The sequence below is a fragment of the Methylosinus sp. KRF6 genome (assembly GCF_018887255.1).
In the GTDB taxonomy this organism is placed as follows: Bacteria; Pseudomonadota; Alphaproteobacteria; order Rhizobiales; family Beijerinckiaceae; genus Methylosinus; species Methylosinus sporium.
Window position 1 is genome coordinate 2,861,572 of sequence record NZ_JAHLJF010000001.1, and the last position, 21,423, is coordinate 2,882,994.

Below are 21,423 nucleotides of genomic sequence, written 5' to 3' on the forward strand. Positions count from 1 at the left end.
GTCAGGGGAAGGATATCCGAATATGCATCGCCATCATTTGCTGCGCGGCGTCTCCGCCGGCGCGCTCTTCATCGTCTGTTCCGCGGCGCTTCCGCCGGCCCGCGCCCAGGAGGCGCTGCCGACGATCGACATCGCCGGGGACGGGCGGCCCACACAGTCACGGCCCGCGCCGGCCTCCGTCTGGTCGCCGACGCTTCCCGACGGCAAACCGGCCTTCGTGCAGAAATTCGCTCTGCCGAACACTGTCGCCAGCATCACCCGCAAGCAGATCGACGAGACGATCAACGTCATCGACACGGAAGACGTGGTCAAATATCTGCCGAGCCTGTTCGTGCGCAAACGCAACAACGGCGACACGCAGGCCGTGCTGCAGACGCGCACATGGGGCGTCTCGTCGAGCGCCCGCAGTCTCGTCTATGCCGACGATCTGCTGCTCACCGCCCTCATCGGCAATGACAACAGCATCGGCGCGCCGCGCTGGGGCCTCGTCGCGCCGGAGGAGATCGAGCGCGTCGACATGCTCTACGGGCCGTTCTCGGCGCAATATCCGGGCAATTCGATGGGCGGCGTGCTGCAGATCACCACGCGCATGCCCGACAAGCTGGAAGTCACCGCCAAGCAGAGCGTCTCGCTGCAGGACTTCTCGCTCTATGGAACGAGCAAGCTGTTCCACACCGAGGTGACGAGCGCCTCCGTCGGCGACAAGATCGGCGATTTCTCCTGGTTCCTCACCGGCAATTACGCCCATGGCACGACGCAGCCGCTCACCTATGTGACGTCGAGCAGCCTCTACGGCTGGCCTGGCGCCTATTTCAGCAACACCAAATCCGGCGGGCCGGCCACCGTTCTCGGCTCCTCCGGCAATCTCGAGAACGATCAGGTCAACGCCAAGCTGAAATTGGCCTACGACTTCTCGCCGACCATCCGCGCGACCTACACGCTCGGCTTCTGGAGCAATGACGGAACCTCCATTCCGCAATCCTATGTCTCCGGCGGCCTGCAGGCCTTCGGCGCGACGAGCGGAACGGGCAGCATCGGCTCCGCGGCGATGCAGAGCTTCGGCAGCGGCTATTACCGCGTGCAGGAGAAGATGCTCACCAATGCGCTGGCGGTGAAATCCAACACGGGCGGACCCTTCGATTTCGAAATCTCCGCCTCGCATTTCACCTATCTGCAATCCGATCAGCGCTCGCCTTACACGGCGGCGCCGGTGGGCTATTCCTCGACCGGCAAGGATGTCCGCTACAACGGCACCTATTGGACGCTGCTCGATCTCAAGGGCATTCTGCGGCCGGACGGCGTGCTCGCGGGCCACGACATCAGCTTCGGCCTGCATGGGGATCAGTTCCATCTGAACAATCCCACCTGGCTCACCACCAATTGGACGAGCGGCATGGCCTCGTCCTATGGCGTCGCGGCCTCCATCGGCCAAGGCACGACCCGCACCCAGGCCCTATGGGCGCAGGACGCGTGGAGGATATCGAAAGAGTTCAAATTCACCGTCGGCGGCCGCTGGGAGCATTGGGTCGCGTCGGACGGCTATAATCAATCGCTCGGAAGCATCAACGCCAATGGCTTCGGCTCGACGGCCACGGCGCTCAGCATGTTGCCGACTTATCAGCCTGTTCTCAATCACACGCGCTTCTCGCCCAAGGGCTCGTTGCAATGGACGCCGGACGAGGATTGGACGATCACCGGCTCGATCGGCCTCGCCAATCGCTTCCCGACCGCCAAGGAGCTCTATAATCTGACGACGATCGCCGGCGCCTCGGGCACGCTGGTCAATCCCAACCCCAATCTGCGGCCGGAAGTGGCGCTCAGCAAGGAGCTCGCGGTCGAGCGCAAGATCGGCGCGGACGGCTCGGTGCGCATCTCTCTCTTCGACGAGGAAGTGCGCGACGCGATCATCTCGCAGAGCACTTTCGTCACTGGACAGAATTTCACCGCGTCGCAGACGACCAATGTCGATCGCGTCCGCAACAGCGGCGTCGAGGTCGCGGCGCGCAAGGACAACGTTCTCGTGCAAGGGCTCGAGCTCGTCGGCAGCGCGACCTATCTCAACGCCCGCGTCATTTCCGACAGCAAATGGGCGCCTTCGGGCGGCACGAATTACGACAATTGGGCGCTCTCGGTCGCCGGCAAGCGCGTGCCCAATGTGCCCGATTGGCGCGCCACAATGCAGGCGACCTACCGGCCCGACGATCATTGGGCCTTCACAGTCGCGGCGCGCTATCAAGGCCAGATGTGGACGACGCTCGCCAATAACGACATCGCCCATGGCGTCTATCAGAGCTTCGACCGCTTCTTCGTCGTCGACACGAAAATCCATTACAAATGGAACAAGCACATCAGCTTCGACTTCGGCGTCGACAACATCGGCAACTACAAATATTTCCTGTTCCACCCCTTCCCGCAGCGCACCTACACGATGTCGGCGAAGTATGAGTTCGGCCGCGAAAAGGGCGAGCGCGGCATATTCTTCGAGGGCGACGAGCCGCCGCTGTTCGACGTGTCCTTCGTGAAGTAAGAGTAAAAAGCGAGGCGATCCGAAACGCTCGGATCGCCTCGTCACGCGGATCGAGCGCCTCTGCTCGAGACGATTCCCCATGCGGTGTCGCGACGCGTCACGAGAGATTCGGGTCGATGACTGTTCGCCCGCAGGTCGCAGACATCAAATCACGACGCCTTGCGGAGCGGTGAAGGTCTCATCGACGACATTGCCCGTATTGCGCGTCTCCGCGGGCTCGAAGATGATGATTTCGGCCTCCTCGTCTGCGGCTGTGCGATGTTCGACGCCGCACGGAACGACGATATATTCCCCTGGCCCCATCTCGACGATCTTGTCCCTGAACTCGACCCGGAAGCGTCCTTTCCAGACGACGAACATCTCCTCGCAGTCTTCGTGAAGATGCCAAGGAAAGACGCCCTGAACCTTCGCGAGCTTGACCTCTTGTCCATTCGTGGACGCGATGACCTTCGGCCTCCAATGCTCCGAAAACGCCGAAAATTTAGCGGCGATGTCGCCTTGCTGCATGATGAGGGAACTCCTCGGGAAATCGGCGTTCGTTCTCGTATCGGCTCGTTTCGAACGCGGTCGCGGCGCCGCGCCGGCGTCCGCTTCGACAGGAAACGCTATTCCACGATGCGGCTCGGCGCGCGCATCGTCACCAGCTCTTCGGCGAGCGTCGGATGCAGCGCCATTGTGGCGTCGAAATCGGCCTTGCGCGCGCCGAGCCGCAGCGCGATGGCGAGAAGCTGCGCCATCTCTCCCGCCTCCGGCCCCAGAATATGCACGCCGACGACGCGATCGCCGGCGGCCTCGACCAAAATCTTCATGAAGACTTTTTCCGCGCGCTTCGACAAAGTCGCGCGCATCGGCCGGAAGCTCGTCTCGAAGACGAGAATGCGGCCGTATTTCTCATGCGCCTCGGCCTCACCGAGTCCCACGGTTCCGATCTCCGGCGTGGTGAACACCGCCGTCGGCACCAGTTCGTGGCTGACGCGGACATCCTTGCCGCCGAACACAGTATCGGCGAAGACGTGGCCCTCGCGAATGGCGACGGGCGTCAGATTGATGCGGTCGGTCACATCGCCGACGGCGTAGATGGATGGGACATTGGTGCGCGAATACTCGTCGACGATGATCGCGCCGCTCTCCTTCATCGCGACGCCCAAAGCCTCGAGCCCCAAGCCCTGCGTCAGCGGCGCGCGGCCGGTCGCCAGCAGCGCGGCGTCTATGTCGAGCCGCGCGCCATTCTGCAGCGTCGCGACGAGTCCGCTCGCGGTCTTCTCGAGCTCGGTCGGCAGAGCGCCGCGGTGAATCTCTATGCCCGCATTGACGAGCCCCTCGTCGAGCAGGCGGCGCAGATTCTCGTCGAAGCCGCGCAAGGGCAGGTCGGCGCGCAGCGACAAATGGACCTTGGAGCCCAATCGCGCGAAGACGCTGGCGAATTCCACGGCGATATAGCCGCCGCCGACGACGAGCAGGCTCTTCGGCATTTCCGGCAGATCGAAAATCTCATTGGAGGAGATGGCGTACTCGAGGCCCGGAATTTCCGGCCGCAGCACCGGCGCGCCGCCGGTGGCGACGAGAATGTAGCGCGTCGAGACGCGCTTGCCGCCGGCGAATGACACTTCATTCGGCCCGGCGATCACCCCGCGCTCGCGAATGACCTCCACGCCGGCCTTCTCGAGATTTTGCGCATAGAGGCCGGAAAGGCGGGTGATCTCCGCCTCCTTGGCGGCGACCAGCGCCTTCCAGTCGAACGCCACTTCGCCGACGCGCCAGCCGAAGCCGGCGGCGTCCTCGAAATCATCGTGGAAGCGGCTCGCCATCACATAGAGCTTTTTCGGCACGCAGCCGCGGATCACGCAGGTTCCGCCGATGCGGAACTCCTCGCATATGGCGACTTTCGCGCCATAGCCGGCGGCGATGCGCGCCGCGCGAACGCCGCCCGAGCCTGCGCCGATGACGACGAGTTCATAATCATGCTCTGCCATTTCGAACCCCGGAATCTGCGACCCGAGGGCGAACGGCCCGCACGGGTCCCGCCAGAGCTCGCCCGCTCCAGATTTCTCCGTTCATGGGGCGGCTAGAGCTCGTGGCCCTTCTTGCGCATCTCTTCGCGCACGCGCGTCATCATGTCGACGGAAATCTTCTGCGACCACGCCTGCATGGCGACGAACATGTCGCTCATCAGCACCGGCTGCATCCCGACATATTTGCGGCCCGAGGCGCTCTTGAAGAAAGCCGCGACATCCTCGAGCTCCTTGGGCGAGAAGCGCTGCGTGTAGAGCTGCGCGGCGCTGTCGATCATCTCCTCGACCTTTTTGTCGAATTCCGGCCGCACGGCGGCGAGCACGAGATTGAGGTCCGGCACCATTTCGGGCCGCGTGCGCGTCACCGAAAGGGCGATCTGCTCGAGATATTGCGGAATGATGAGCCGGAAAGACGAGGCTATGCCGGAATCGACGACGATGGTGCGCGCCAACGCCAGTTGCGCCGGCGTGGCCGCGACCGTCGGAGCGGAGGCGATGGGCGGCGAGACGGCCGCCGCAGGGACGGCGCCGGGCCGCTGCTCGGCGGCGATGGCGGCTGTCGCCAGAATGAGCGCGGCGAAACCGATCGTCAGGCGAAAAATCACTCGGGACGTCTCCTCGTGAAACCAATTCGGCGGCTGTGCGTCGCTCGGTTACGCCGCGCCCAGCGTCGTGATGCCGTCGCGGCCGGCGACGACCACCGCCGTGGCGAGGCCGATGAACAAACCGTGCTCGACGACGCCGGGGATGGCGGAGAGGCGATCCGCCAGCGCGTCGGGATCGGAAATCGCGCCGAATGCGCAATCGAGGATCAAATGGCCGCCGTCGGTGACGAAAACATGGCCGTCCGGCTTCAGCCGCGGGCCGACGGTCCCGATCAGGCCGAGATCGCGCGCGACGCGCTCCACATGCAGCCGCGTCGCCTTCGCGCCGAAAGGATCGATCTCCACCGGCAGCGGAAAGGCGCCGAGCGTCTCGACCTTCTTCGATTCGTCGGCGATGACGATGAAGCGTTTCGACGCCGCAGCGACGATTTTTTCCCGCAGCAGCGCGCCGCCGCCGCCCTTTATGAGGCGCATTTTCGCGTCGAGCTCATCGGCGCCGTCGACGGTGAGGTCCAGCTCCGGCGCCTCATCCAGCGTCGCCAGCGGCACGCCCAGCGCGGCGGCCTGCGCGCGCGTGCGCTCGGAAGTGGGAACGCAGAGCACGTCGAGCCCCGCTTTCACCTTTGCTCCGAGCAGATCGACGAAATGCGCCGCCGTGGAGCCCGTGCCGAGCCCGAGCCGCATTCCCGGCGCGACGGCCTCGAGGGCCACGGCGGCCGCCTGTCGTTTCAGCTCATCGGCGGAAGGGGCGGGCATGGGCGGCGTCCTCTGTCGGTCGATTAGGAGAAAAGGCGGATAGTCGTTTCGCAGGCCGAAAGCAACGGCGGGGAAGGAGCGCGTCCCTCCGCCTGAAGGCTATCGCATTCGCGGCCGTCCTGGCCGGGCTTGTCCCGGCCATCCACGCCAATCGGCGGAGATATCTTTGGAAGCGCCCGCCATCTGCAAATACCGGCTTCTTGCGTCGGGCGCCTTCGCCGCCCCGTCAGAATGCGCCGGAGCGTCGACGCTGCGCAAATAAAGGGGAGGGTGAAGCCTCACCCGCCGATCTCTTCCCGCTTGATCTCCAATTCCAGCCAGTTCTCCTCGGCGGCGGCGAGATCTTCCTCCACTTTCGCGAGGAGCTTGCCGGCTTCGGCGAATTTCGCCGGATCGCGCGCATAGAGGCCGGGATCGTCGAGAAACTTCTGCAGCTTCTCCCTCTTGCCGCGCAATTCCTCCATTTTCGCCGGCAGCGTCGTCAGCGCATGCTGCTCGGCGAAGGAGAGGCGCGGCTTGGCGGCGGATTTCGGCCGCGGCGCGCTCGCCGCTTTCACCTTCTCCTCGCGCGGGGCGGCGGCGGCGCTTCGCGCCTGCACGCCCTCGCCGCGCTGCGCCACCATGTCGGAATAGCCGCCGGCATATTCGAGCCAGCGGCCATTCCCCTCCGACATCAGCACGGAAGTGGCGACGCGATCGAGAAAATCGCGGTCATGGCTGACGACGATCAGCGTGCCGGGATAATCGGCGAGCATCTCCTCTAGGAGATCGAGCGTCTCGAGATCGAGGTCGTTGGTCGGCTCGTCCAGCACCAGAAGATTGGAGGGCAGCGCCAGCGCGCGGGCCAGCAGCAGTCGCCCGCGCTCGCCGCCGGAGAGCCGGCCGATGGGAGTGCGCGCCTGCTCGGTTCCGAACAGGAAGTCCTTCATATAGCCGATGACATGCTTGCGCTGGCCGTTGATCTCGACGAAGTCCGAGCCGCCGCCGGTCAGCGCGTCCTTCAATGTCGTCTGCGGATCGAGGCTGGCGCGGCTCTGATCCAGCGTCGCCATCTCGACCGAAGCGCCGAGCCGCACATGGCCGCCGTCCGGCGCCAGCGTCCCCGTCAGCATTTTGATGAGCGTCGTCTTGCCCGCGCCATTGGCGCCGACAATGCCCAGCCGATCGCCGCGCATCACCCGCGTCGAAAAATTATCGACAATGGTCCGCTCGCCGAAGGCCTTGGAAATTCCCCGCGCCTCGACCACCAGCGCGCCGGAGGTCTGCGCCTCGGCGACCTCGAGCTTGATATCGCCCGTCGGCCCGACGTGCCGGCGCCGCCGCGCGCGCATCTCGTGAAGATCGGAGAGGCGCTTCTGATTGCGCTTGCGGCGGCCAGTGACGCCATGCTGCAGCCAATGCTCTTCCGCGACGATCTTGCGGTCGATCTTGTGCTGCTGCTTTTCCTCTTCCTCGAACTCGCGGTCGCGCCAGGCCTCGAAATCCTTGAAGCCGCGCGACAAATATCGCGTCCGCCCGCGATCGAGCCAGACTGTCGAGCGCGTCAAATCCTGCAGGAAGCGGCGATCATGGCTGATGATCACCATCGCCGAGCGCAGGCCGGCGAGCCGCTCCTCGAGCCAGAGAATCGCCGGCAGATCGAGATGGTTGGTGGGCTCGTCCAGCAGCAGCACGTCCGGCTCCGGCGCGAGGATGCGGGCGAGCGCGGCGCGGCGGCCCTCGCCGCCGGAGAGGCTGCGCGTATTTTCCTCGCCCGTGAGGCCGAGCTCGAGCAGCAGCGCCTTGGCGATATAGGGATCGTCGGTCGGGCCGAGGCCGTCGACCACATAATCCAGCGTCGTCGCGAATTTCGAGAGATCGGGCTCCTGCGGCAGATAGCGCAGGCTCGCGCCCGGCTGCAGGAAGCGCGCGCCGGAATCCGCCTCCACCTCGCCGGCGGCGATGCGCAGCAGGGTCGATTTGCCCGAGCCGTTGCGGCCGACGAGGCACAGCCGCTCGCCGGGCGAGACGGAAAGATCAGCCGATTCGAACAGCGGCTTGCCGCCGAGCGTCAGCCCGACATTCTGGAGCGTCAAAAGAGGTGGCGGGGCCATGGGGTCCGATATGTCCGCGCCGGCGGGACGAGGCCGGCCCCGCGTCTTTTATCGCACTCGCCCCATAACGCCAGCCCGGCTTAACGGCTCTCCGCCAGAGTCGAGGCCGCGCGCAGGAAGCGCGAGGGGTCGACCGGCTCGCCGTCCACCCGCACCTCATAGTGCAGATGCGGCCCGGTGGAGCGGCCCGTCGAGCCCAGCCGCCCGACCGTCTCGCCCGGAGCGACCTCCTGGCCGACAGAAACGGTAATGGCCGAAAGATGCGCATAGCGCGTGGCGAGGCCGGAGCCATGGTCGATCTCGACCATCTGCCCATAGCCGCCGCTCGGCCCGGCGCCGACGACGACGCCGCCCGCCGTGGCGCGCACGGGCGAGCCGTAATCATCGCGCAGATCGACGCCCGTATGCAGCGCCGCCCGCCCGAAGAAAGGATCGGTGCGATAGCCGAAGCCGGAGGTGGTCTCCACCGCGCCGGCGAGCGGCTTGCGCAGCGGCACGCTGGGCAGCGCGCTGCGCAGCCCCTCGAGCGTGGTGGCGGCGGTCTCGGCGGCGCCGAGCTCGCGCTCGAAGAGATCGCTGCGCTCGGCCGGCACGAAGGGACCGCCGGCGAAGCTCTGGCCATCGGCCTTGGCGCGGCCCTTGGGAAGAAAGCGCTCGACCGGCAGGCCGGCGACATCGAAAGCGCGTCGCAGCTTCGCGGTCGCCGCCCGAATCGGCTCGACCAGCCGGCCGAGCCGCTGGGTCTGCTCGCGCTCGACGTGATTGAGCGCGGCCTCCAAATGCGCGAGGCGCGACTGCATCGGCAGGCCGGCGTCGGCGGCGAGGCGGGGCGATTCGGTCTGCGGCGCGAGCGCTGCCGAGGCGCCGCCGCGTTCGGCCGAAGAGTTGGTCGTAGACTTGGCCGGCGCGTCCTCCTCGCGTCGCAGCCGCAGCTCCAGACCCTCCGGCTGCGGCTTGTCGAAGCCGGCGAAAGGCTCCGGCCGCTCCTCGGGCGCCGGCGCATAGGCGCTGGCGCCGGACGGCAATCCCGCAGGCGCTACGACGCTCGCGCGGCGCGGCGCGGCGACGGGGACCCCGCCCTCCTTGGACGCGACGCCGTCGACGAGCCGCGCCACGAGAGCCGCCCGCGTCTCCAGCTTGGCCTGGCGGGCGACCAGGGTCTGCACCTTGCTCTCGACATCGCCCTGGGCGAGAAACTGCCGGCTCGTCGCCTGATCGAGCCGCAGCCGCATGGCGGCCAAGCGATCCTCATAGGCGTAGCGCATCTGAGTCTGGCGATCGACCAGCTCGGCGAGCATGTCGTCGCGAAAGGCGAGATAGGCGGCCGCGCAAGGCGCCAGCAACCCCGCGGCGACCGCCGCCGCGCCGGCGACGACCAGAATCGGGGCGGAGAGCTCCACCCGCCGCGAATGCGCGCCGAGCGAGAATTCGATGACGAAGGGACGCCGCTCTCGTCGCGGTCTCGGTTCATTGGCTTTGGGCGTCATGCGCATGTTCCAGAGGCCCGCCCTCACGCGAGAGCCGCGAGCGCGCGAGGGAGGCAGGCCGATCCGTTAGACCTCATTAAGGTTAACGATCGGCAAATCTGCGCCGCCGGCCTGGAGCGAGGCCGAACGAAGAGAAGCGTCCAATCGCTTCGCCGAGCTCCGAATTCAGGTTTCCAATTGGTTAACAGCCGCGTCATGCCCACGCTTGTCGCGGGCATCCACGCCGCGACATCGCGGAGAACTGCGAACACAGGCAGAACAAATCCGCTTTGATGAAGCATTGCGGAACGTCTCGGCGTGGATGGCCGGGACAAGCCCGGCCATGACGGTGGAACGTCAACGGGTTGTTAACCCGGATTCGTTGCCCTGCAATCGCTTCGCCGAGCCTTGATCGCCGAGGCGAACGCGTGCTATTGGGCGCTTCGCCGCGAGCGGGGCAAAGTCCTCGCTTTCGCCTCCGGAGAGGTGGCTGAGTGGTTGAAAGCACCGCACTCGAAATGCGGCATACGGGCAACCGTATCGGGGGTTCAAATCCCTCCCTCTCCGCCAAGGCTCCGCAGAAAACGCCTTTTGAAACAAAGCCCGCGACCGAATGAGCGACGATCGGTCTTTCTTTCGGAGCCGGCGAGGCCTTTCCGAGCGCCCGCGCGGCCGCAATCCATTCGGGCGCGAAATGCAGTCCTGGGGCGCGCGGGTCTATGAGCCGATTCGAGAACCGCGCGAGCCGGGCGCAAGGCCGGGAAGATTGCAGCATGTCTCGGGTGGGGCTGGTCGGCTCGTCGGCTCTGGACGTCCAGGCGGCGCGGGGCTGCGGATCTCGCCAGCGATCGGCGCTTCCGGTTTCTCGACGCGGATTGAGGGACGAATTCGGCCGGGCGGGGCTCGGCCGGGTGGAGTTCGACCTCGCGGCGATCGGCGGCGGGCTTCGCCAAGGCGGCCTCGGTCTCGGGAAGGAGCCGAGCGCCGAAGAGATTGCAGCCGAACCGAGCCGCGTTGTCCTCAATCGACAGGTGGCCGGCGCTCTTCATGGCGCGCAAGAGCCGCTGGACGGTTCGGACAGAGAGGCCGGCGAGCCGGGCAAGCGTGCCGACGGCGGGCCAAGCCGTGAGGCTCTTGTGGTTGAGAAACGGCCGCAGGGGATCGTCGTCGGCGAGCAGCGAGGGGCCGGGCGTGACGTTGAGGAAGGGCGTATAATGCTCGCTCATTGAATCAGCCAGGTCGATCCGCATGCCGAACGACGACAAGAACCAGCCTGTCCATTTGATCGAAGACGAGAAGACGGGTGACCGGTTTCTCGTCTACGGCACAGATAAGGGCTTGCGTCTCGACATTCGATACGCCGGCGACACGCTTTGGATGACACAATCTCAAATAGGCGAACTTTTTGGACGAGATGTCTCAACGATTTCAAGGCATATCGCAAATGTGATGGAAGAAGGAGAGCTCGACGAATCGACTTCTTTGCAGAAAGTGCAAACAACTCCCGGTAGGCCCGCTACGGTCTACAGCATCGATATGGTGATTTCCGTTGGCTATCGGGTATCCTCGGCCCAGGCCACGCTTTTCAGACGGTGGGCGACCGAAAAGCTAGTCCAATTCGCGACCAAAGGCTTTGTAGTCGATACCAATCGTCTCAAGCAGCCAGAACATGCCGACAGGGTCGCTGAACTACGCGAGATCATCCGAGATATCAGATCAGACGAGGCGAACGTCTACCGTGAGCTGCGTAGCATTTGCGCGATGTGCCAGGATTATGACGGGTCATCCGAAACTTGGCAGGAGTTCTATCGGACAACCCAGGCAAAGCTTCTATACGCCGTCACGACTCATACGCCCGCCGAGATCATCGCCGCGCGAGCCAATGCGAAGGCCACAAACATGGGCCTCACCAATTGGCCGAACGATAACATCTGTAAGCAAGACGTGGCCGTGTCAAAAAGCTATCTCGCTGACGCGGAAATCAAAGAGCTGAACCGATTAACGACGATTCTATTGGATATCTTCGAGGACCAACTCGAATTGGGCAGACTCGTCATCATGGAAGACGCACGGCGATTGTTAGATCAACAGCTACGATCATTAAATCGCGCCGTGTTGGCGCATTGCGGTCGGATCAAGATGAGCGACGCCAAGAAGCGCGCGGAAAAGCAATACGAAATCTTTGACGCTGGACGCAAGATTGAGCGACAGAAAGCTGCCGATCGTATAATCGCCGAATTGAGGCAGTCCGACAAATCACTACCGAAGTCTACGCGTCGTAAGCCATAAAAAGCCCTCGCCCCCGGCTCACATCCGCGGTTCGAGACGATCAGCGCGGTCTTGCGCGCGTTGAACGTCAAGATCGCTTTGATTCCGGCCTCTTCGGCGACGCCGTGACCAGCGTCGCGCTTTCATTTTTTCATGGTGACGGCAATTCATTTTCGATAACGGAAAATTCGTATCGCCGAAGGGGCGGGGCTCTCACCCCGCCCTCTCGATCGCCTCTTCCAGCGAGTCGCCGGCGCCGACTTGCGTCTCGAACAGGCGCCGATAGACGCCGCCCGAGAGGCGCAGCAGCTCCTCATGCGAGCCGTCCTCGACGATACGGCCGTGATCGAACACCAATATGCGGTCGAGCCGCTGCACCGTCGACAGGCGATGCGCCACGACGATCGTCGTGCGTCCCGCCGATAATTGCTCGATCGCCGCGCGAATATGGAATTCGGACACGGAATCGAGCGAGGAGGTCGCCTCGTCCAGCACCAATATGGGCGTCGCCGCGAGAATGGCGCGCGCGATCGCTACACGCTGGCGCTCGCCGCCCGAGAGCTTCACGCCGCGCTCGCCCACCAGAGTCTCATAAGCGTCGGGCAGACGCTCGATGAATATGTCCGCATGGGCGAGACGCGCGGCTTCCGCGATCTCATATTGCGCGGCGTCCGGTCGGCCGTAGGCGATATTCTCGCCGAGCGGCCGGTGGAACAGGATCGGCTCCTGCGCGACGATGCCGATCGCCTGCCGCAGCGAGGCTTGAGTCGCCGCGGCGATGTCCTGGCCGTCGATGAGAATGCGGCCGGCGTCGAGATCGAATTGGCGCTGCAGCAGCTTGACGAAGGTCGTCTTGCCGGCGCCCGAGGCCCCGACGAGGCCGACGCGCTGGCCCGGTCTGATCGTCAGCGAGAAATTCTCATAGAGCTTCCTGCGCGCATTGGGATAGCCGAAGGTCACATTGTCGAAGACGATCTCGCCGCGCGTCACTGCGAGCGGCGTCGCTCCGGGGGCGTCGACCACATCCGGCTCCTGCGCGTCGAATTCGACGACATCCTCCATCTCGTTGACGGCGCGCTGCAGATTGCGCACATGCTCGCCAATGTCGCGCAAATAGCCGTTGATGAGCCCTTGTATGCCGATGAGGCTCACCACGTCGCCGGTCGTCATGCCGCCCTGCGACCACAACATCAGCCCGCAGCCGAGCAGCACGGCCTGCATGACGATCATCACGATCGCCTGCAGCAGCCCCACGGTGGAGCCGCGATACCAGGCGACGAGCGTGCGTTTCCGCCATTCGGCGATCAGCGCCGCAAAGCTCGCATCCTCCCGCCCCTCGGCGGCGAAGCCTTTGACGATCTGATTGCCGGTGATCGAATCGGCGAGCCGCGCGCTCACCGTGGAGTCGAGCGCCTGCGAGACTTGCGCGGCCGGGCTGATCCAGCCGAGCGACAGCCCGATTCCCATCGCCAGAAACAGCGCTATGCCGATCGCCACGACGAGGCCGAGCAGCGGCCAGCGCCAGGACAGCAGCGCCGTGATCGCGACAATGACCGTCGCCGCCGGCAACATGCCGAAGATGAGCGTGTCGGTCAGCGAATCGAACGCCCAGACGCCGCGCGTGACTTTGCGCACCGTCGCGCCGGCGAAGGCGTTGGCGTGCCAGTCGGCGGAAAATCTCTGCACGCGCGCGAAAGACTCGCGCACCAGCGCCGCCATGCCATGCGCCGCGACATGGCAGACGGAGAAGGCGACGAAATTGCGCAGGCAATGAAACAGCAGCACCGTGCCGAGAAACGCGGCGAGCGCCCAGAGCGCGGGCGTGAGCTCGCGGCTCTCGCCGGCGACGACATCGGCGAGATGGCCGGAGGCGACCGGCACGAAGACGTCGACGACATTGGAGACGAGGCGAGCGACGAGCATCGCCGCCAGCAGACGCGGCGAGAGCAGCCAATAGCGGAGCGCGAAGCGCAGCGTTTTCAAATAGGCGGACATGAATCCTGCGGGACGCGCCAACGCCCCGATCCCTTTTTGCGACGAAAGGAAAGCGACGCGGGCTCCAGCGCCCCGTCGCGGCTCGTTCCGGAATGTCTTTCGAGAGAAACTCGTCAGCGCCGACAGTGTCGGCGCGATGACGCGCGAGAGAGAACAGCCCGGATTTTTTGAACCGGGCTCACTGCCTGAACTCTCTAGGCGCGGCCCGGGGAACGATGAGACATGACGAATTTCATCATGGCGACTCCCCGATTCGAAGATGACGACCGCATCGCCTGGGCGATGCGCCATATTGCGCTGCAATATGGCGAGACTCATGCGCCCAAAGCGCGGCTCTGTCAACCATGCCGCCTGACGCCCGGCCTATGAGATCGTAGGACGATAATCCTCAGCGCCCCAATGCAGCACATCGCGCGCACGGGCGGGCCCTCGCGCCTCGCCGGCCAGCCCATAATGCAGTGCGAGCCGCTCGAGCGCGATTTTCAGCACCACTTTGGCGGAACGCTGCGGCCAGCCGCGCTCGCTTTCGACCAACTCCAGCCCTTTCAAATAGCCGCAGACGTCGGTGAGCAGGCCGCCGAGTTCCGGCCCCACGGCGTCGAAGGCGCGGGCGAGGCGCCGGCGCGCGTCGATCGCCACATCGGCGATATTCGCGCCGGCGCCGCCGCCGCGCGCCGAGCCGAGCGCGGCCTCCCAATCGGCGGTGACGCGCTGGAGAATAGCGGCCTGCGTGACGTCGCGGCGAAAGCGCTCGCCGGCCTCGATCTGCTCCGGCGCGAGGAAGGGCCGCCCGGCGCGATCCTTGCGGCGGGCGAGCCAGGCGAGCGGGCTCTCCCCTGCGTCGACGAGCGTCGGGCGCGCGCCTTTCTCCATTATGCGCGGCGAGAGATCGCTGTGCTGGGCGAAAAACGGATTCGCCTCGGCGGGCGCGGCGAGGCGCCTCAGATGCGCGCGGCCCGCTTCCGTCAAACGCAGACGGCGCGCCTGTTCCGCCCCCTCCCAGCGCGCCAGCCCGCGCGCGGCCGCCGCATCGGCGATGGAGCGGGAGAGGCGCGCCCGCGCCACCGTGATCCCCTTGCGAGGCGCCGCCACGACGATCGAGCGCGCGCCGAGCGGGTCCGTCATCGCCTCGGCGCCGGGCTCGCTCATCGCCTCCAACAATCGGCGGAGTGCGCGCGTATCGTCATTGTCGTTATGCCGCTGGCTCATGCTCATGACTCCTCTCCGGTCGGATGCGAGATGAAAGAAAAAGCGAGCGCCTCGAGCAGGCGCTTCTGCGCGCCGAGCGCCTGTTCCAGAGCGACGACCGCGCGATCGAAATTCGCGTCGTCGCGGCGATCCTCTATGCGCGCGCAAGCATGGCGAACGCTCGCGCGGTCGCGCGACAGGGCGCGCCCGCAGGCCGAAAGGCTCGCGCCGAAAGCGACGTGGTCGAGATAGAGAGCGAGATGGCGGGCGTCGGCGACAGGGGCGCGGCCGCGACTGCGCGCGCCGAGCTCGCGCGGGGCGACGCCGCAGGCCGCCGCGACGGCGGCGACGCAGAGTGGGGAAGTGCGGATAGCGGCGTTTCGTCGGGGGCGCATTTGGTCTCGCCTTGCAGGCGTCGCGGCTCTCAGCCGGCGACTCTCATGAGGCTAGCATGAATTTAATCCTATACAACGGATAAAAAACTTATCCCCGTCTCTCTCCCCTCGGCGATGCTCGGCGCTGGAGGACCGCCATGCCGTATCGAACATCATCTGCCCATGATCCTATCCAGGCCCGAGATCCTTTCCGGACCTGCGATCATTCGGAAGCCCGCGATCGCCTTCGCGCGGCTGCGCGCAAAAGCCTGCAGATCGCGCTGCGGGAGAGGGCGGGCGCCTATCGTCGCGAGGAGTTCCTGCGCTCGTTTCATCGCCTGTCGCGCGGCGCCATCGCCGCCGAGACGCCGGGGGCGGCGGCCGCCGTGCTGAAGGAGCTCGAGCGCGCGCTACGAGCCGAACGCGCCCGCGCCGGACATTGGACCTATGATCTCTCCCGCCATATCGCGCTTCTCGTCGCCCATCGCGCCGAGCAGGCGCGCGCGCTGCGCCTGACGCGCCAGGCGTCCAGCAAGGCGTCCCGCAAAGGAACGGGCAAAGAAACGGGCGAGGGGGGAGACAATTCAGCTCGTCCCGCCATGTGATCCCGGGGCGCCGTGTCGCGTGACGCCCTTTGTCGGCCGGCGGGTTTGGGCTAAAAAGCGGTTTCATTCGTCGATGCGTTCGAAGGTCCATTTCGCGTCGTGGGCAAATCGAGAGACCGACCATGTTCTTGGAGAGGCTGCTCGCTCTGGCGACCGGCGCGTTCGTCGCGATCTGTCTCGGCTTCGGACTGACGATGATGGCGCTCGGACCCGGCCGTCGCGTCGCCGAGGCGGCGCATGACGCGCCGCTCGCCGAAGCCGCGCCCGCGGAAGCTCCCGCCGAGCCGCTCCTTTCGGCGCGCGACCGCGTCGAGCGGGCGATCGCCGCCACCGAGGAATACCGGACCTTCTTCTTGCGTCTGCATGAGGACTTTCCGGCCGATTACGCCGCCGCGATCGATTCCTTCTCGCAGGAGCGGCCCGCCGGCGCGGAGGCGGCGAGCGTCGATTTCTATCTCGCCGAATCGGTGCGCCGGCTACGTCAGGCGCGTGGCGTGCTCGCCGCCCGAGCGGAGCCCTCTGTCCTCGCCCGCGTCTTCGATCTGCAGCTCGATGTGCTGCGCGCCATTTCGTCGGAGAACAAAAAGCTCTGCGCCGCCTTTCTCTATGGCGGCGTCGATCAGGATTTCCACAGCTTCGCCGCGCGGCGGCGCGCGCTGGTGGCGGAAATGGCGCTGGTCGGCCTGGAGGCGATCGCCAGCGGCCAGGCCAAGCAGCTCGAGCGCTCGGCGCCGAGCGAGGAGGATTTTCGCGCCTTGGAGAAGGCTCTGGCCGCGCGCGGGCTGCGCAAGGCGGAGATCGACTCGCTGCTCGACGGCAAAACGCCCGATCCGCCCTTCGACGACAAGAAAACCTGCGCCCTCGGCCAGACCTATCTCGAGGCGCTGCGCGCGCTGCCCGAGCCGGTCCGCCTGCGCATCTACGGCCTCGCCGTGGAGCTGATGGCGCGGTCCTGATCCCCGCGCTCGACAGCCTCGCAGACGCGCGGCCCGCGCCAGACCCCATAGCGCCAAGGCGCGAGCGGATGCGCGGCCTCCGCCGTCGTCTGCGGAACCGGATCATATCCGTCGCCGCCGCTCGGCCGGCATCGGCAGACGCGCGCAAAGCCCATCCAGCCGCCGGCCCAGAGGCCGTGACGGGAAATCGCCTCATCGGCATATTCGGAGCAGCTCGGCAGATAGCGACATTCGCGCCCGATCAATGCCGACAGGCTGAGCCGATAGAGCAGAATGAGCGCGCGAGCGGCGCGGGCGGGAAGCGACCGGAGCATGATGCGGAGCCTATCACGCCCGCGCTCCACAACCGAGGACCGACCGGGCCGAAAGTCGCGCTCGCGCTCGATCGGCGACGACAACGGCGGCGGATGCCGGCGGTTTTCCGTCGACGGCGCGCTGCGCCGGCGCAGGTGGCGTAGGCCGCTGCAGCGCGCCGGTTCCATCGGACTGCCGCGATCCGCGCCGCGTCTTGCCGTCCACGGCGACGACCTCGCGGGCGAGCGGACGCACCGAGGCCGTCCAGGCGGCGAAACCTCGCTCCAGCGCCTTCGGGTCGAGCAGCCGGAAGACCTTGCGCAGGGTCTGGGTGGTGGCGACGCCGTTTTCAAACGGCAGATAGCCCCGCAACCAATCCAAGGCCCCGCCGCGACTCCTCGACGCCGTTCCAATCGTCGGCCTCGCAGACGACGCCGACAAGGGCCGTCAGCAAAATCTCGTCGAGCGGATAGGTCACGTCACCATGCCGGGGATGCGGTGGTGCGGCACAATCCGCATATGAGCCAAGAAATCCGTCACTATGGCGCGTTCCCCCGCGCCCCTTCGAATCCAACATAGCTAACGAATCATTGACGATTTGAGACTCGGCCCTGTCCGGTCCCGCAGCAGGACCGAATGCGGGACCGAATGCGGGACCGGACCACGGCTTGACACTTTTGACGGGCGTCGACTATACCCGCCGACGCTCGCCCGAAAGGGCGCGAGGCGGAGTAGCTCAGTCGGCTAGAGCAGAGGAATCATAATCCTTGTGTCGGGGGTTCGAATCCCTCCTCCGCTACCAATTCATAAATATTGCAATATAATCAATATATTGCTAGATGGCGCCAGGGCAACGAATCCGGGTTAACAACCCGTTGACGTTCCACCGTCATGGCCGGGCTTGTCCCGGCCATCCACGCCGAGACGTTCCGCAATGCTTCATCAAAGCGGATTTGTTCTGCCTGTGTTCGCAGTTCTCCGCGATGTCGCGGCGTGGATGCCCGCGACAAGCGTGGGCATGACGCGGCTGTTAACCAATTGGAAACCTGAATTCGGAGCCCTGAGATGGCGCGCCGCCGATTCCGCCCGCTACCACTTTTCTTATTGTGGCGTACGCGCTCGCAGAATAATGCGAGTTCGCCGATGGAGGCCTTTTTCGTCGGAGTTTGCAAAAGCGCAGCGCCCGGACGGCGGTCGATCGTTCCGTCAGCGAAACCTGCTCCCGATCCGACGTTCGCGCCGCTACGACTACACCGTTTGCGTGGTCAGACGCGGTTCGTTGCGCGTGATCGCCGTGAGGATTCGCGCCGCCCCGGCGAGAGCCGGCGCCACGCCGTCGATCGCGGCGCCACTCGAAAGCGATTGCATCTCTTCGAGAAGGGCCATGGCTTCCGACGGCAGCGCCCCGCAATCGACCAAGCGGCGGATGTCGCTGTCGGCGGCGCTCTGGCCGTGGACGGGCGCCTCTCCCCGCGTCGCCAGCAACGCCGTCGCCATGGCGCGCAGCGATTTGGCGAGCAGCGCGGGCGCCTCCTTCGGAAACCCGCCATCGGCCAAGGTCTTCGCCATCCGCAGCGCGCGATCGGCCTCGGCCATGGCTTCGGCCTCTCGGGGCCCAGCGCTCGCGGCGACGGGCGATTCCGCAGGCAGACCGCGCGCTCGATGGAGCTCCCGCGCTTCGAAGGCGAATTGAAGCAGACCCGCGGCGGCCAAGCGCCGCATGGCGCGCCATGCGGCCGCGTCCACGAATTCTGCGGTGAAGGCGTCGGCTTCCGCCGCGCGCGCGGCTTCGGCCGCCAATTCCTCGTTACCCGCGTCGAGAACGACGAGCAGATGCGGCCTCCCGTCGGCGCCGCGGCGCTCTTCGACGAGCAAGGCCTTTTCGCCCAGACGCTCGACGAGATCCCCGACGAATGCGTCCTGCGCCGAAGCCATCCGCGGTCCACGGTGCGAAGGCTCGCCCATCACCGCTTGCATGCGCTCGATGAAAGCGCCGCGCCCGGACGGCATTTTCAACGCCGAAATGTCGCCGGCGCCGTCGAGCACGCCATCGGCGAGGGCCTGCTTCTGGCCGAGCAAGTGAAGAATGCTATGCTCGATGCTGCCTTCCGTGACGAGATTGACGACCGCTACCGAGCGGGGCTGATTTTTGCGCCAGGCTCTGGCGATGCGCTGCTCGACCTTCGCCGGATTCCAGGGCAGGTCGACGTTCACGACGGCGCTCGCGACCTGCAGGTTCAGCCCGACGCTGCCGCTGTCGGTCGACAGGAACAGCCGGCAGGCGGGGTCGCGCTTGAACCGGTTGATTTCTGCGCGACGGCGCTCCTGCGGCAGCGAGCCGGTGTGCCAGGCGACTTCGACGCCCATCTCGCCCGCGAGTTCGCGCACCATCGTCAGCATCCGCTCCCATTCGGAAAAGATGATGACTTTCCGATCCGGCTCATCGAGAAGATCGGCGAGGATTTTCTCCAGCTCCTCGAGCTTTGGGCTGATGCGGCAACTCGGATCGAGGATCGCCGGGGTGTCGCAGACCATGCGCATGCAGGCGAGCAATTGCTGGAGTCGATCGAACTCCTCCTGCCGCAGCGGACGCCGCTGCGCCTTGGCGATCAATAGCGCCGCGGGCTGGCGGTAGTCCTCGTAACGAAGCTTCTGCTCTTCCGCCATAGGAACGAAGTAAGTCTTGACCGTGCGGCCGGGCAGCTCCTTCTCGACGTCGGCCTTTCGCCGGCGCAGCATCAGCGGAGCGATGCGCTCGCGCAGCGCAGCCAGATTCTTGTACTCGATCGGACGTCCGCGCTCGTCGAGCTCGTAGAACTCGCGGTTGAAACGGAACAGCGGGCCGAGCAGCTCCGGATCGAGATATTGGACGATCGAATAGAGCTCGTCGATCCGGTTCTCGATCGGCGTGCCGGTCAGCACGAAGGCGTAAGGCGAGCGGAGCGACTTCACGCGGCGCGCCGTTTTCGTCAGCCAGTTCTTGATGCGCTGCGCCTCGTCGAGCACGACGATGTCCGGCTTCAATATTTCGTTGATGTCGGGGGCGTCGCTCAGCACCTGCTCATAGTTGACGATGGTGAAGAAGGCCGGCGCGCGATAGGTCGCGAGGCGCTGGGCGCGCGGTCCGAACACGAGCCTGGTCGTGCGGGCGCTGAAGCGGGCGATCTGCTCTTCCCATTCCGCCTTCAGCGACGCCGGGCAAACGACGAGGATCCTCTCGACGCCTTTGCGCCGCGCCAGCAGCTCGCAGCCGGCGATGGCCTGGATGGTCTTGCCGAGCCCCATGTCGTCGGCGAGCAGAGCGCGCTCGCCGAAAGCGAGGTGCATCGCGCCCTCGCGCTGATACGGCAACAGCGGATGGGTGAGGACGTCGAGCGTCGCGCGGCCGGCGGCAACATCGGCGGAGAAGGCGGCGGCCGCTTCGACACGTTCGCGCCGGCGTCTCGCCCGCTCCAGCCAGGGAGCGAAATGGCGGGAGATTCGGATGGTCGCGCGCATGGCGGGCTGCGCCTTCGCTAGGGCCGCCGTCAGTTCCTCGATCCGCTGCGGCGAAGCGGCGAGCGCCTCGTTTTCGTCGAGCCACGGATGCAGCCATTCGCGCGCCTTCGCCAGCGATTTCGCCTCGGCTGTCTCCGGCCAGGCGATCTTCGGCGTCGCCTCGCCACGACGATCCAGAAATATCTCGATCCTCGGGCTGCCTTGCGCCCCCGCCGCGCGAAAAGCCCGGGCCCTTCCACGCCGAAGCGCCGCCAGCGCGCCCTCGATGTGCTTGCAAGTCCCGAGCGCATTGACCCGGTGGTCGATGCAGCTGCAGGAATTCGTGAGGCCGTCGAGGCTTCTTATCTCCACCTCGTAATCGGCGCCGCTCGTCGAGCGGACCCGGAAATCGCCAAAAAATTCGTAGGCCGAATCGCGCGCGACGACATCGAGGATTTCGGTGCTGCCCCGCCAGCGCCGCAGATCGATCTCGTCTTCGTCGCTCGTGCGCCAACCGAGAGCGGGTTTGCGTTCGAGCACGGCGGCGGCTTTCTTCTTTCGGGCGACCTTGCTCGCCTCCTTGCGCGGCGCATGGCTACCAGCTTTCGTCTGTCTCGACATTTTGGCTTCTCTATCGCGTGGTCGCCTAAAGGCGCGACGCCCGGGACATGCGAGCGGCCACGCCGTGTCGACCGTCTACAGTCTCGTCCAACTGTGGCCACGTCGCATCTCCTCGGCAACACGCCCTGCGCACGGATGCACAAGATTTAGTTGCGTCCCCATCGATCCGACGCCTGCACGGCGTCA

At 65.8% G+C, this 21,423-nt stretch carries 18 protein-coding genes, 2 tRNA genes and 1 pseudogene; 8 read left to right on the top strand and 13 right to left on the bottom strand.

Annotated features, from left to right (window positions below; genetic code table 11):
• The first annotated feature begins 22 nt into the window (after positions 1-22).
• The gene (locus KP010_RS13705) at positions 23-2,527 is read left to right on the top strand and encodes a TonB-dependent receptor (RefSeq protein WP_142862727.1); all 2,505 of its coding nucleotides are present in this window, start codon (positions 23-25) and stop codon (positions 2,525-2,527) included.
• A 144-nt stretch (positions 2,528-2,671) separates the two neighbouring features.
• Here KP010_RS13705 and KP010_RS13710 read toward each other — a convergent pair whose 3' ends face one another.
• From KP010_RS13710 to KP010_RS13735, 6 genes are all read right to left on the bottom strand, one after another.
• A complete protein-coding gene (locus KP010_RS13710) occupies positions 2,672-3,034 on the bottom strand; it encodes a cupin domain-containing protein (protein ID WP_142862726.1) in 363 nt (120 codons plus the stop codon).
• Positions 3,035-3,132: 98 nt separating this feature from the next.
• Entirely contained in the window at positions 3,133-4,500 is a 1,368-nt protein-coding gene (gene gor, locus KP010_RS13715; protein WP_142862725.1) for a glutathione-disulfide reductase, read from the bottom strand.
• 92 nt (positions 4,501-4,592) lie between these two features.
• On the bottom strand, positions 4,593-5,144 hold the full coding sequence (locus tag KP010_RS13720; protein ID WP_142862724.1) for a DUF2059 domain-containing protein: 552 nt from the start codon (positions 5,142-5,144) through the stop codon (positions 4,593-4,595).
• A gap of 48 nt (positions 5,145-5,192) precedes the next feature.
• Positions 5,193-5,900: a ribose-5-phosphate isomerase RpiA gene (gene rpiA, locus KP010_RS13725; RefSeq protein WP_142862723.1), complete on the bottom strand. Its 708-nt coding sequence runs from the start codon at positions 5,898-5,900 to the stop codon at positions 5,193-5,195.
• A 278-nt stretch (positions 5,901-6,178) separates the two neighbouring features.
• Positions 6,179-7,993 carry an ABC-F family ATP-binding cassette domain-containing protein gene (locus tag KP010_RS13730; protein WP_216280968.1) on the bottom strand — a complete coding sequence of 605 codons (1,815 nt, stop codon included), beginning with the start codon at positions 7,991-7,993 and terminating at the stop codon, positions 6,179-6,181.
• Between the two features lie 80 nt (positions 7,994-8,073).
• Positions 8,074-9,480: a M23 family metallopeptidase gene (locus KP010_RS13735; RefSeq protein WP_216280969.1), complete on the bottom strand. Its 1,407-nt coding sequence runs from the start codon at positions 9,478-9,480 to the stop codon at positions 8,074-8,076.
• A 459-nt stretch (positions 9,481-9,939) separates the two neighbouring features.
• Here KP010_RS13735 and KP010_RS13740 point away from each other — a divergent pair.
• Positions 9,940-10,029, top strand: a tRNA-Ser gene (locus KP010_RS13740).
• Here KP010_RS13740 and KP010_RS13745 read toward each other — a convergent pair.
• A complete protein-coding gene (locus tag KP010_RS13745; protein WP_216280970.1) occupies positions 10,008-10,724 on the bottom strand; it encodes a helix-turn-helix domain-containing protein in 717 nt (238 codons plus the stop codon). The genes KP010_RS13740 and KP010_RS13745 overlap by 22 nt on opposite strands.
• Here KP010_RS13745 and rhuM point away from each other — a divergent pair.
• Together rhuM and KP010_RS23330 are read left to right on the top strand one after the other, a co-directional pair.
• A complete protein-coding gene (gene rhuM / locus KP010_RS13750; protein WP_216280971.1) occupies positions 10,708-11,748 on the top strand; it encodes a RhuM family protein in 1,041 nt (346 codons plus the stop codon). The genes KP010_RS13745 and rhuM overlap by 17 nt on opposite strands.
• Before the next feature lie 12 nt (positions 11,749-11,760).
• A pseudogene (locus KP010_RS23330) lies at positions 11,761-11,856 on the top strand (putative addiction module antidote protein); the annotation flags it as partial.
• Positions 11,857-11,940: 84 nt separating this feature from the next.
• On the opposite strand, the gene KP010_RS13755 reads toward KP010_RS23330, so the two are convergent.
• Positions 11,941-13,722, bottom strand: coding sequence for an ABC transporter ATP-binding protein (locus KP010_RS13755; protein ID WP_108915591.1), 1,782 nt, complete (start codon positions 13,720-13,722; stop codon positions 11,941-11,943).
• 222 nt (positions 13,723-13,944) lie between these two features.
• Between KP010_RS13755 and KP010_RS13760 the strand changes: the two genes are divergently transcribed.
• Positions 13,945-14,091, top strand: coding sequence for a hypothetical protein (locus tag KP010_RS13760; protein ID WP_158271721.1), 147 nt, complete (start codon positions 13,945-13,947; stop codon positions 14,089-14,091).
• On the opposite strand, the gene KP010_RS13765 is transcribed toward KP010_RS13760, so the two are convergent.
• Entirely contained in the window at positions 14,086-14,931 is an 846-nt protein-coding gene (locus KP010_RS13765; protein WP_108915323.1) for a DUF6456 domain-containing protein, read from the bottom strand. The two genes, KP010_RS13760 and KP010_RS13765, sit on opposite strands and share 6 nt — an antisense overlap.
• Before the next feature lie 2 nt (positions 14,932-14,933).
• Positions 14,934-15,305, bottom strand: a complete 372-nt coding sequence (locus tag KP010_RS13770) for a helix-turn-helix domain-containing protein (protein ID WP_108915322.1) — start codon at positions 15,303-15,305, stop codon at positions 14,934-14,936.
• Between the two features lie 137 nt (positions 15,306-15,442).
• Between KP010_RS13770 and KP010_RS13775 the strand changes: the two genes are divergently transcribed.
• Positions 15,443-15,889 (top strand): hypothetical protein, encoded by a 447-nt coding sequence (locus KP010_RS13775; protein ID WP_246659818.1) that lies wholly within the window; start codon positions 15,443-15,445, stop codon positions 15,887-15,889.
• Positions 15,890-16,011: 122 nt separating this feature from the next.
• Positions 16,012-16,845 carry a hypothetical protein gene (locus tag KP010_RS13780; RefSeq protein ID WP_142862719.1) on the top strand — a complete coding sequence of 278 codons (834 nt, stop codon included), beginning with the start codon at positions 16,012-16,014 and terminating at the stop codon, positions 16,843-16,845.
• On the opposite strand, the gene yidD is transcribed toward KP010_RS13780, so the two are convergent.
• Both yidD and KP010_RS13790 read right to left on the bottom strand, forming a co-directional pair.
• Complete coding sequence (yidD, locus tag KP010_RS13785) at positions 16,809-17,159, bottom strand: membrane protein insertion efficiency factor YidD (protein ID WP_142862718.1); 351 nt, start codon at positions 17,157-17,159, stop codon at positions 16,809-16,811. The genes KP010_RS13780 and yidD overlap by 37 nt on opposite strands.
• A 13-nt stretch (positions 17,160-17,172) precedes the next feature.
• Positions 17,173-17,520, bottom strand: a complete 348-nt coding sequence (locus tag KP010_RS13790) for a transposase family protein (RefSeq protein WP_185966480.1) — start codon at positions 17,518-17,520, stop codon at positions 17,173-17,175.
• A gap of 344 nt (positions 17,521-17,864) precedes the next feature.
• Between KP010_RS13790 and KP010_RS13795 the strand changes: the two genes are divergently transcribed.
• Positions 17,865-17,941 (top strand) — tRNA-Met (locus tag KP010_RS13795).
• Between the two features lie 446 nt (positions 17,942-18,387).
• Here KP010_RS13795 and KP010_RS13800 read toward each other — a convergent pair.
• On the bottom strand, positions 18,388-21,237 hold the full coding sequence (locus KP010_RS13800) for a DEAD/DEAH box helicase (RefSeq protein WP_142863444.1): 2,850 nt from the start codon (positions 21,235-21,237) through the stop codon (positions 18,388-18,390).
• Positions 21,238-21,423 lie beyond the last annotated feature (186 nt).

What these genes read in the sequence shown, in the direction of transcription:
- KP010_RS13705 (WP_142862727.1), top strand. Translation starts at nt 23, where the DNA reads ATGCATCGCCATCATTTGCTGCGCGGCGTCTCCGCCGGCGCGCTCTTC.
- KP010_RS13710 (WP_142862726.1), bottom strand. Translation starts at nt 3,034, where the DNA reads ATGCAGCAAGGCGACATCGCCGCTAAATTTTCGGCGTTTTCGGAGCAT.
- gor (WP_142862725.1), bottom strand. Translation starts at nt 4,500, where the DNA reads ATGGCAGAGCATGATTATGAACTCGTCGTCATCGGCGCAGGCTCGGGC.
- rpiA (WP_142862723.1), bottom strand. Translation starts at nt 5,900, where the DNA reads ATGCCCGCCCCTTCCGCCGATGAGCTGAAACGACAGGCGGCCGCCGTG.
- KP010_RS13730 (WP_216280968.1), bottom strand. Translation starts at nt 7,993, where the DNA reads ATGGCCCCGCCACCTCTTTTGACGCTCCAGAATGTCGGGCTGACGCTC.
- KP010_RS13735 (WP_216280969.1), bottom strand. Translation starts at nt 9,480, where the DNA reads ATGACGCCCAAAGCCAATGAACCGAGACCGCGACGAGAGCGGCGTCCC.
- rhuM (WP_216280971.1), top strand. Translation starts at nt 10,708, where the DNA reads ATGCCGAACGACGACAAGAACCAGCCTGTCCATTTGATCGAAGACGAG.
- KP010_RS13755 (WP_108915591.1), bottom strand. Translation starts at nt 13,722, where the DNA reads ATGTCCGCCTATTTGAAAACGCTGCGCTTCGCGCTCCGCTATTGGCTG.
- KP010_RS13760 (WP_158271721.1), top strand. Translation starts at nt 13,945, where the DNA reads ATGACGAATTTCATCATGGCGACTCCCCGATTCGAAGATGACGACCGC.
- KP010_RS13765 (WP_108915323.1), bottom strand. Translation starts at nt 14,931, where the DNA reads ATGAGCCAGCGGCATAACGACAATGACGATACGCGCGCACTCCGCCGA.
- KP010_RS13770 (WP_108915322.1), bottom strand. Translation starts at nt 15,305, where the DNA reads ATGCGCCCCCGACGAAACGCCGCTATCCGCACTTCCCCACTCTGCGTC.
- KP010_RS13775 (WP_246659818.1), top strand. Translation starts at nt 15,443, where the DNA reads ATGCCGTATCGAACATCATCTGCCCATGATCCTATCCAGGCCCGAGAT.
- KP010_RS13780 (WP_142862719.1), top strand. Translation starts at nt 16,012, where the DNA reads ATGTTCTTGGAGAGGCTGCTCGCTCTGGCGACCGGCGCGTTCGTCGCG.
- yidD (WP_142862718.1), bottom strand. Translation starts at nt 17,159, where the DNA reads ATGCTCCGGTCGCTTCCCGCCCGCGCCGCTCGCGCGCTCATTCTGCTC.
- KP010_RS13800 (WP_142863444.1), bottom strand. Translation starts at nt 21,237, where the DNA reads ATGTCGAGACAGACGAAAGCTGGTAGCCATGCGCCGCGCAAGGAGGCG.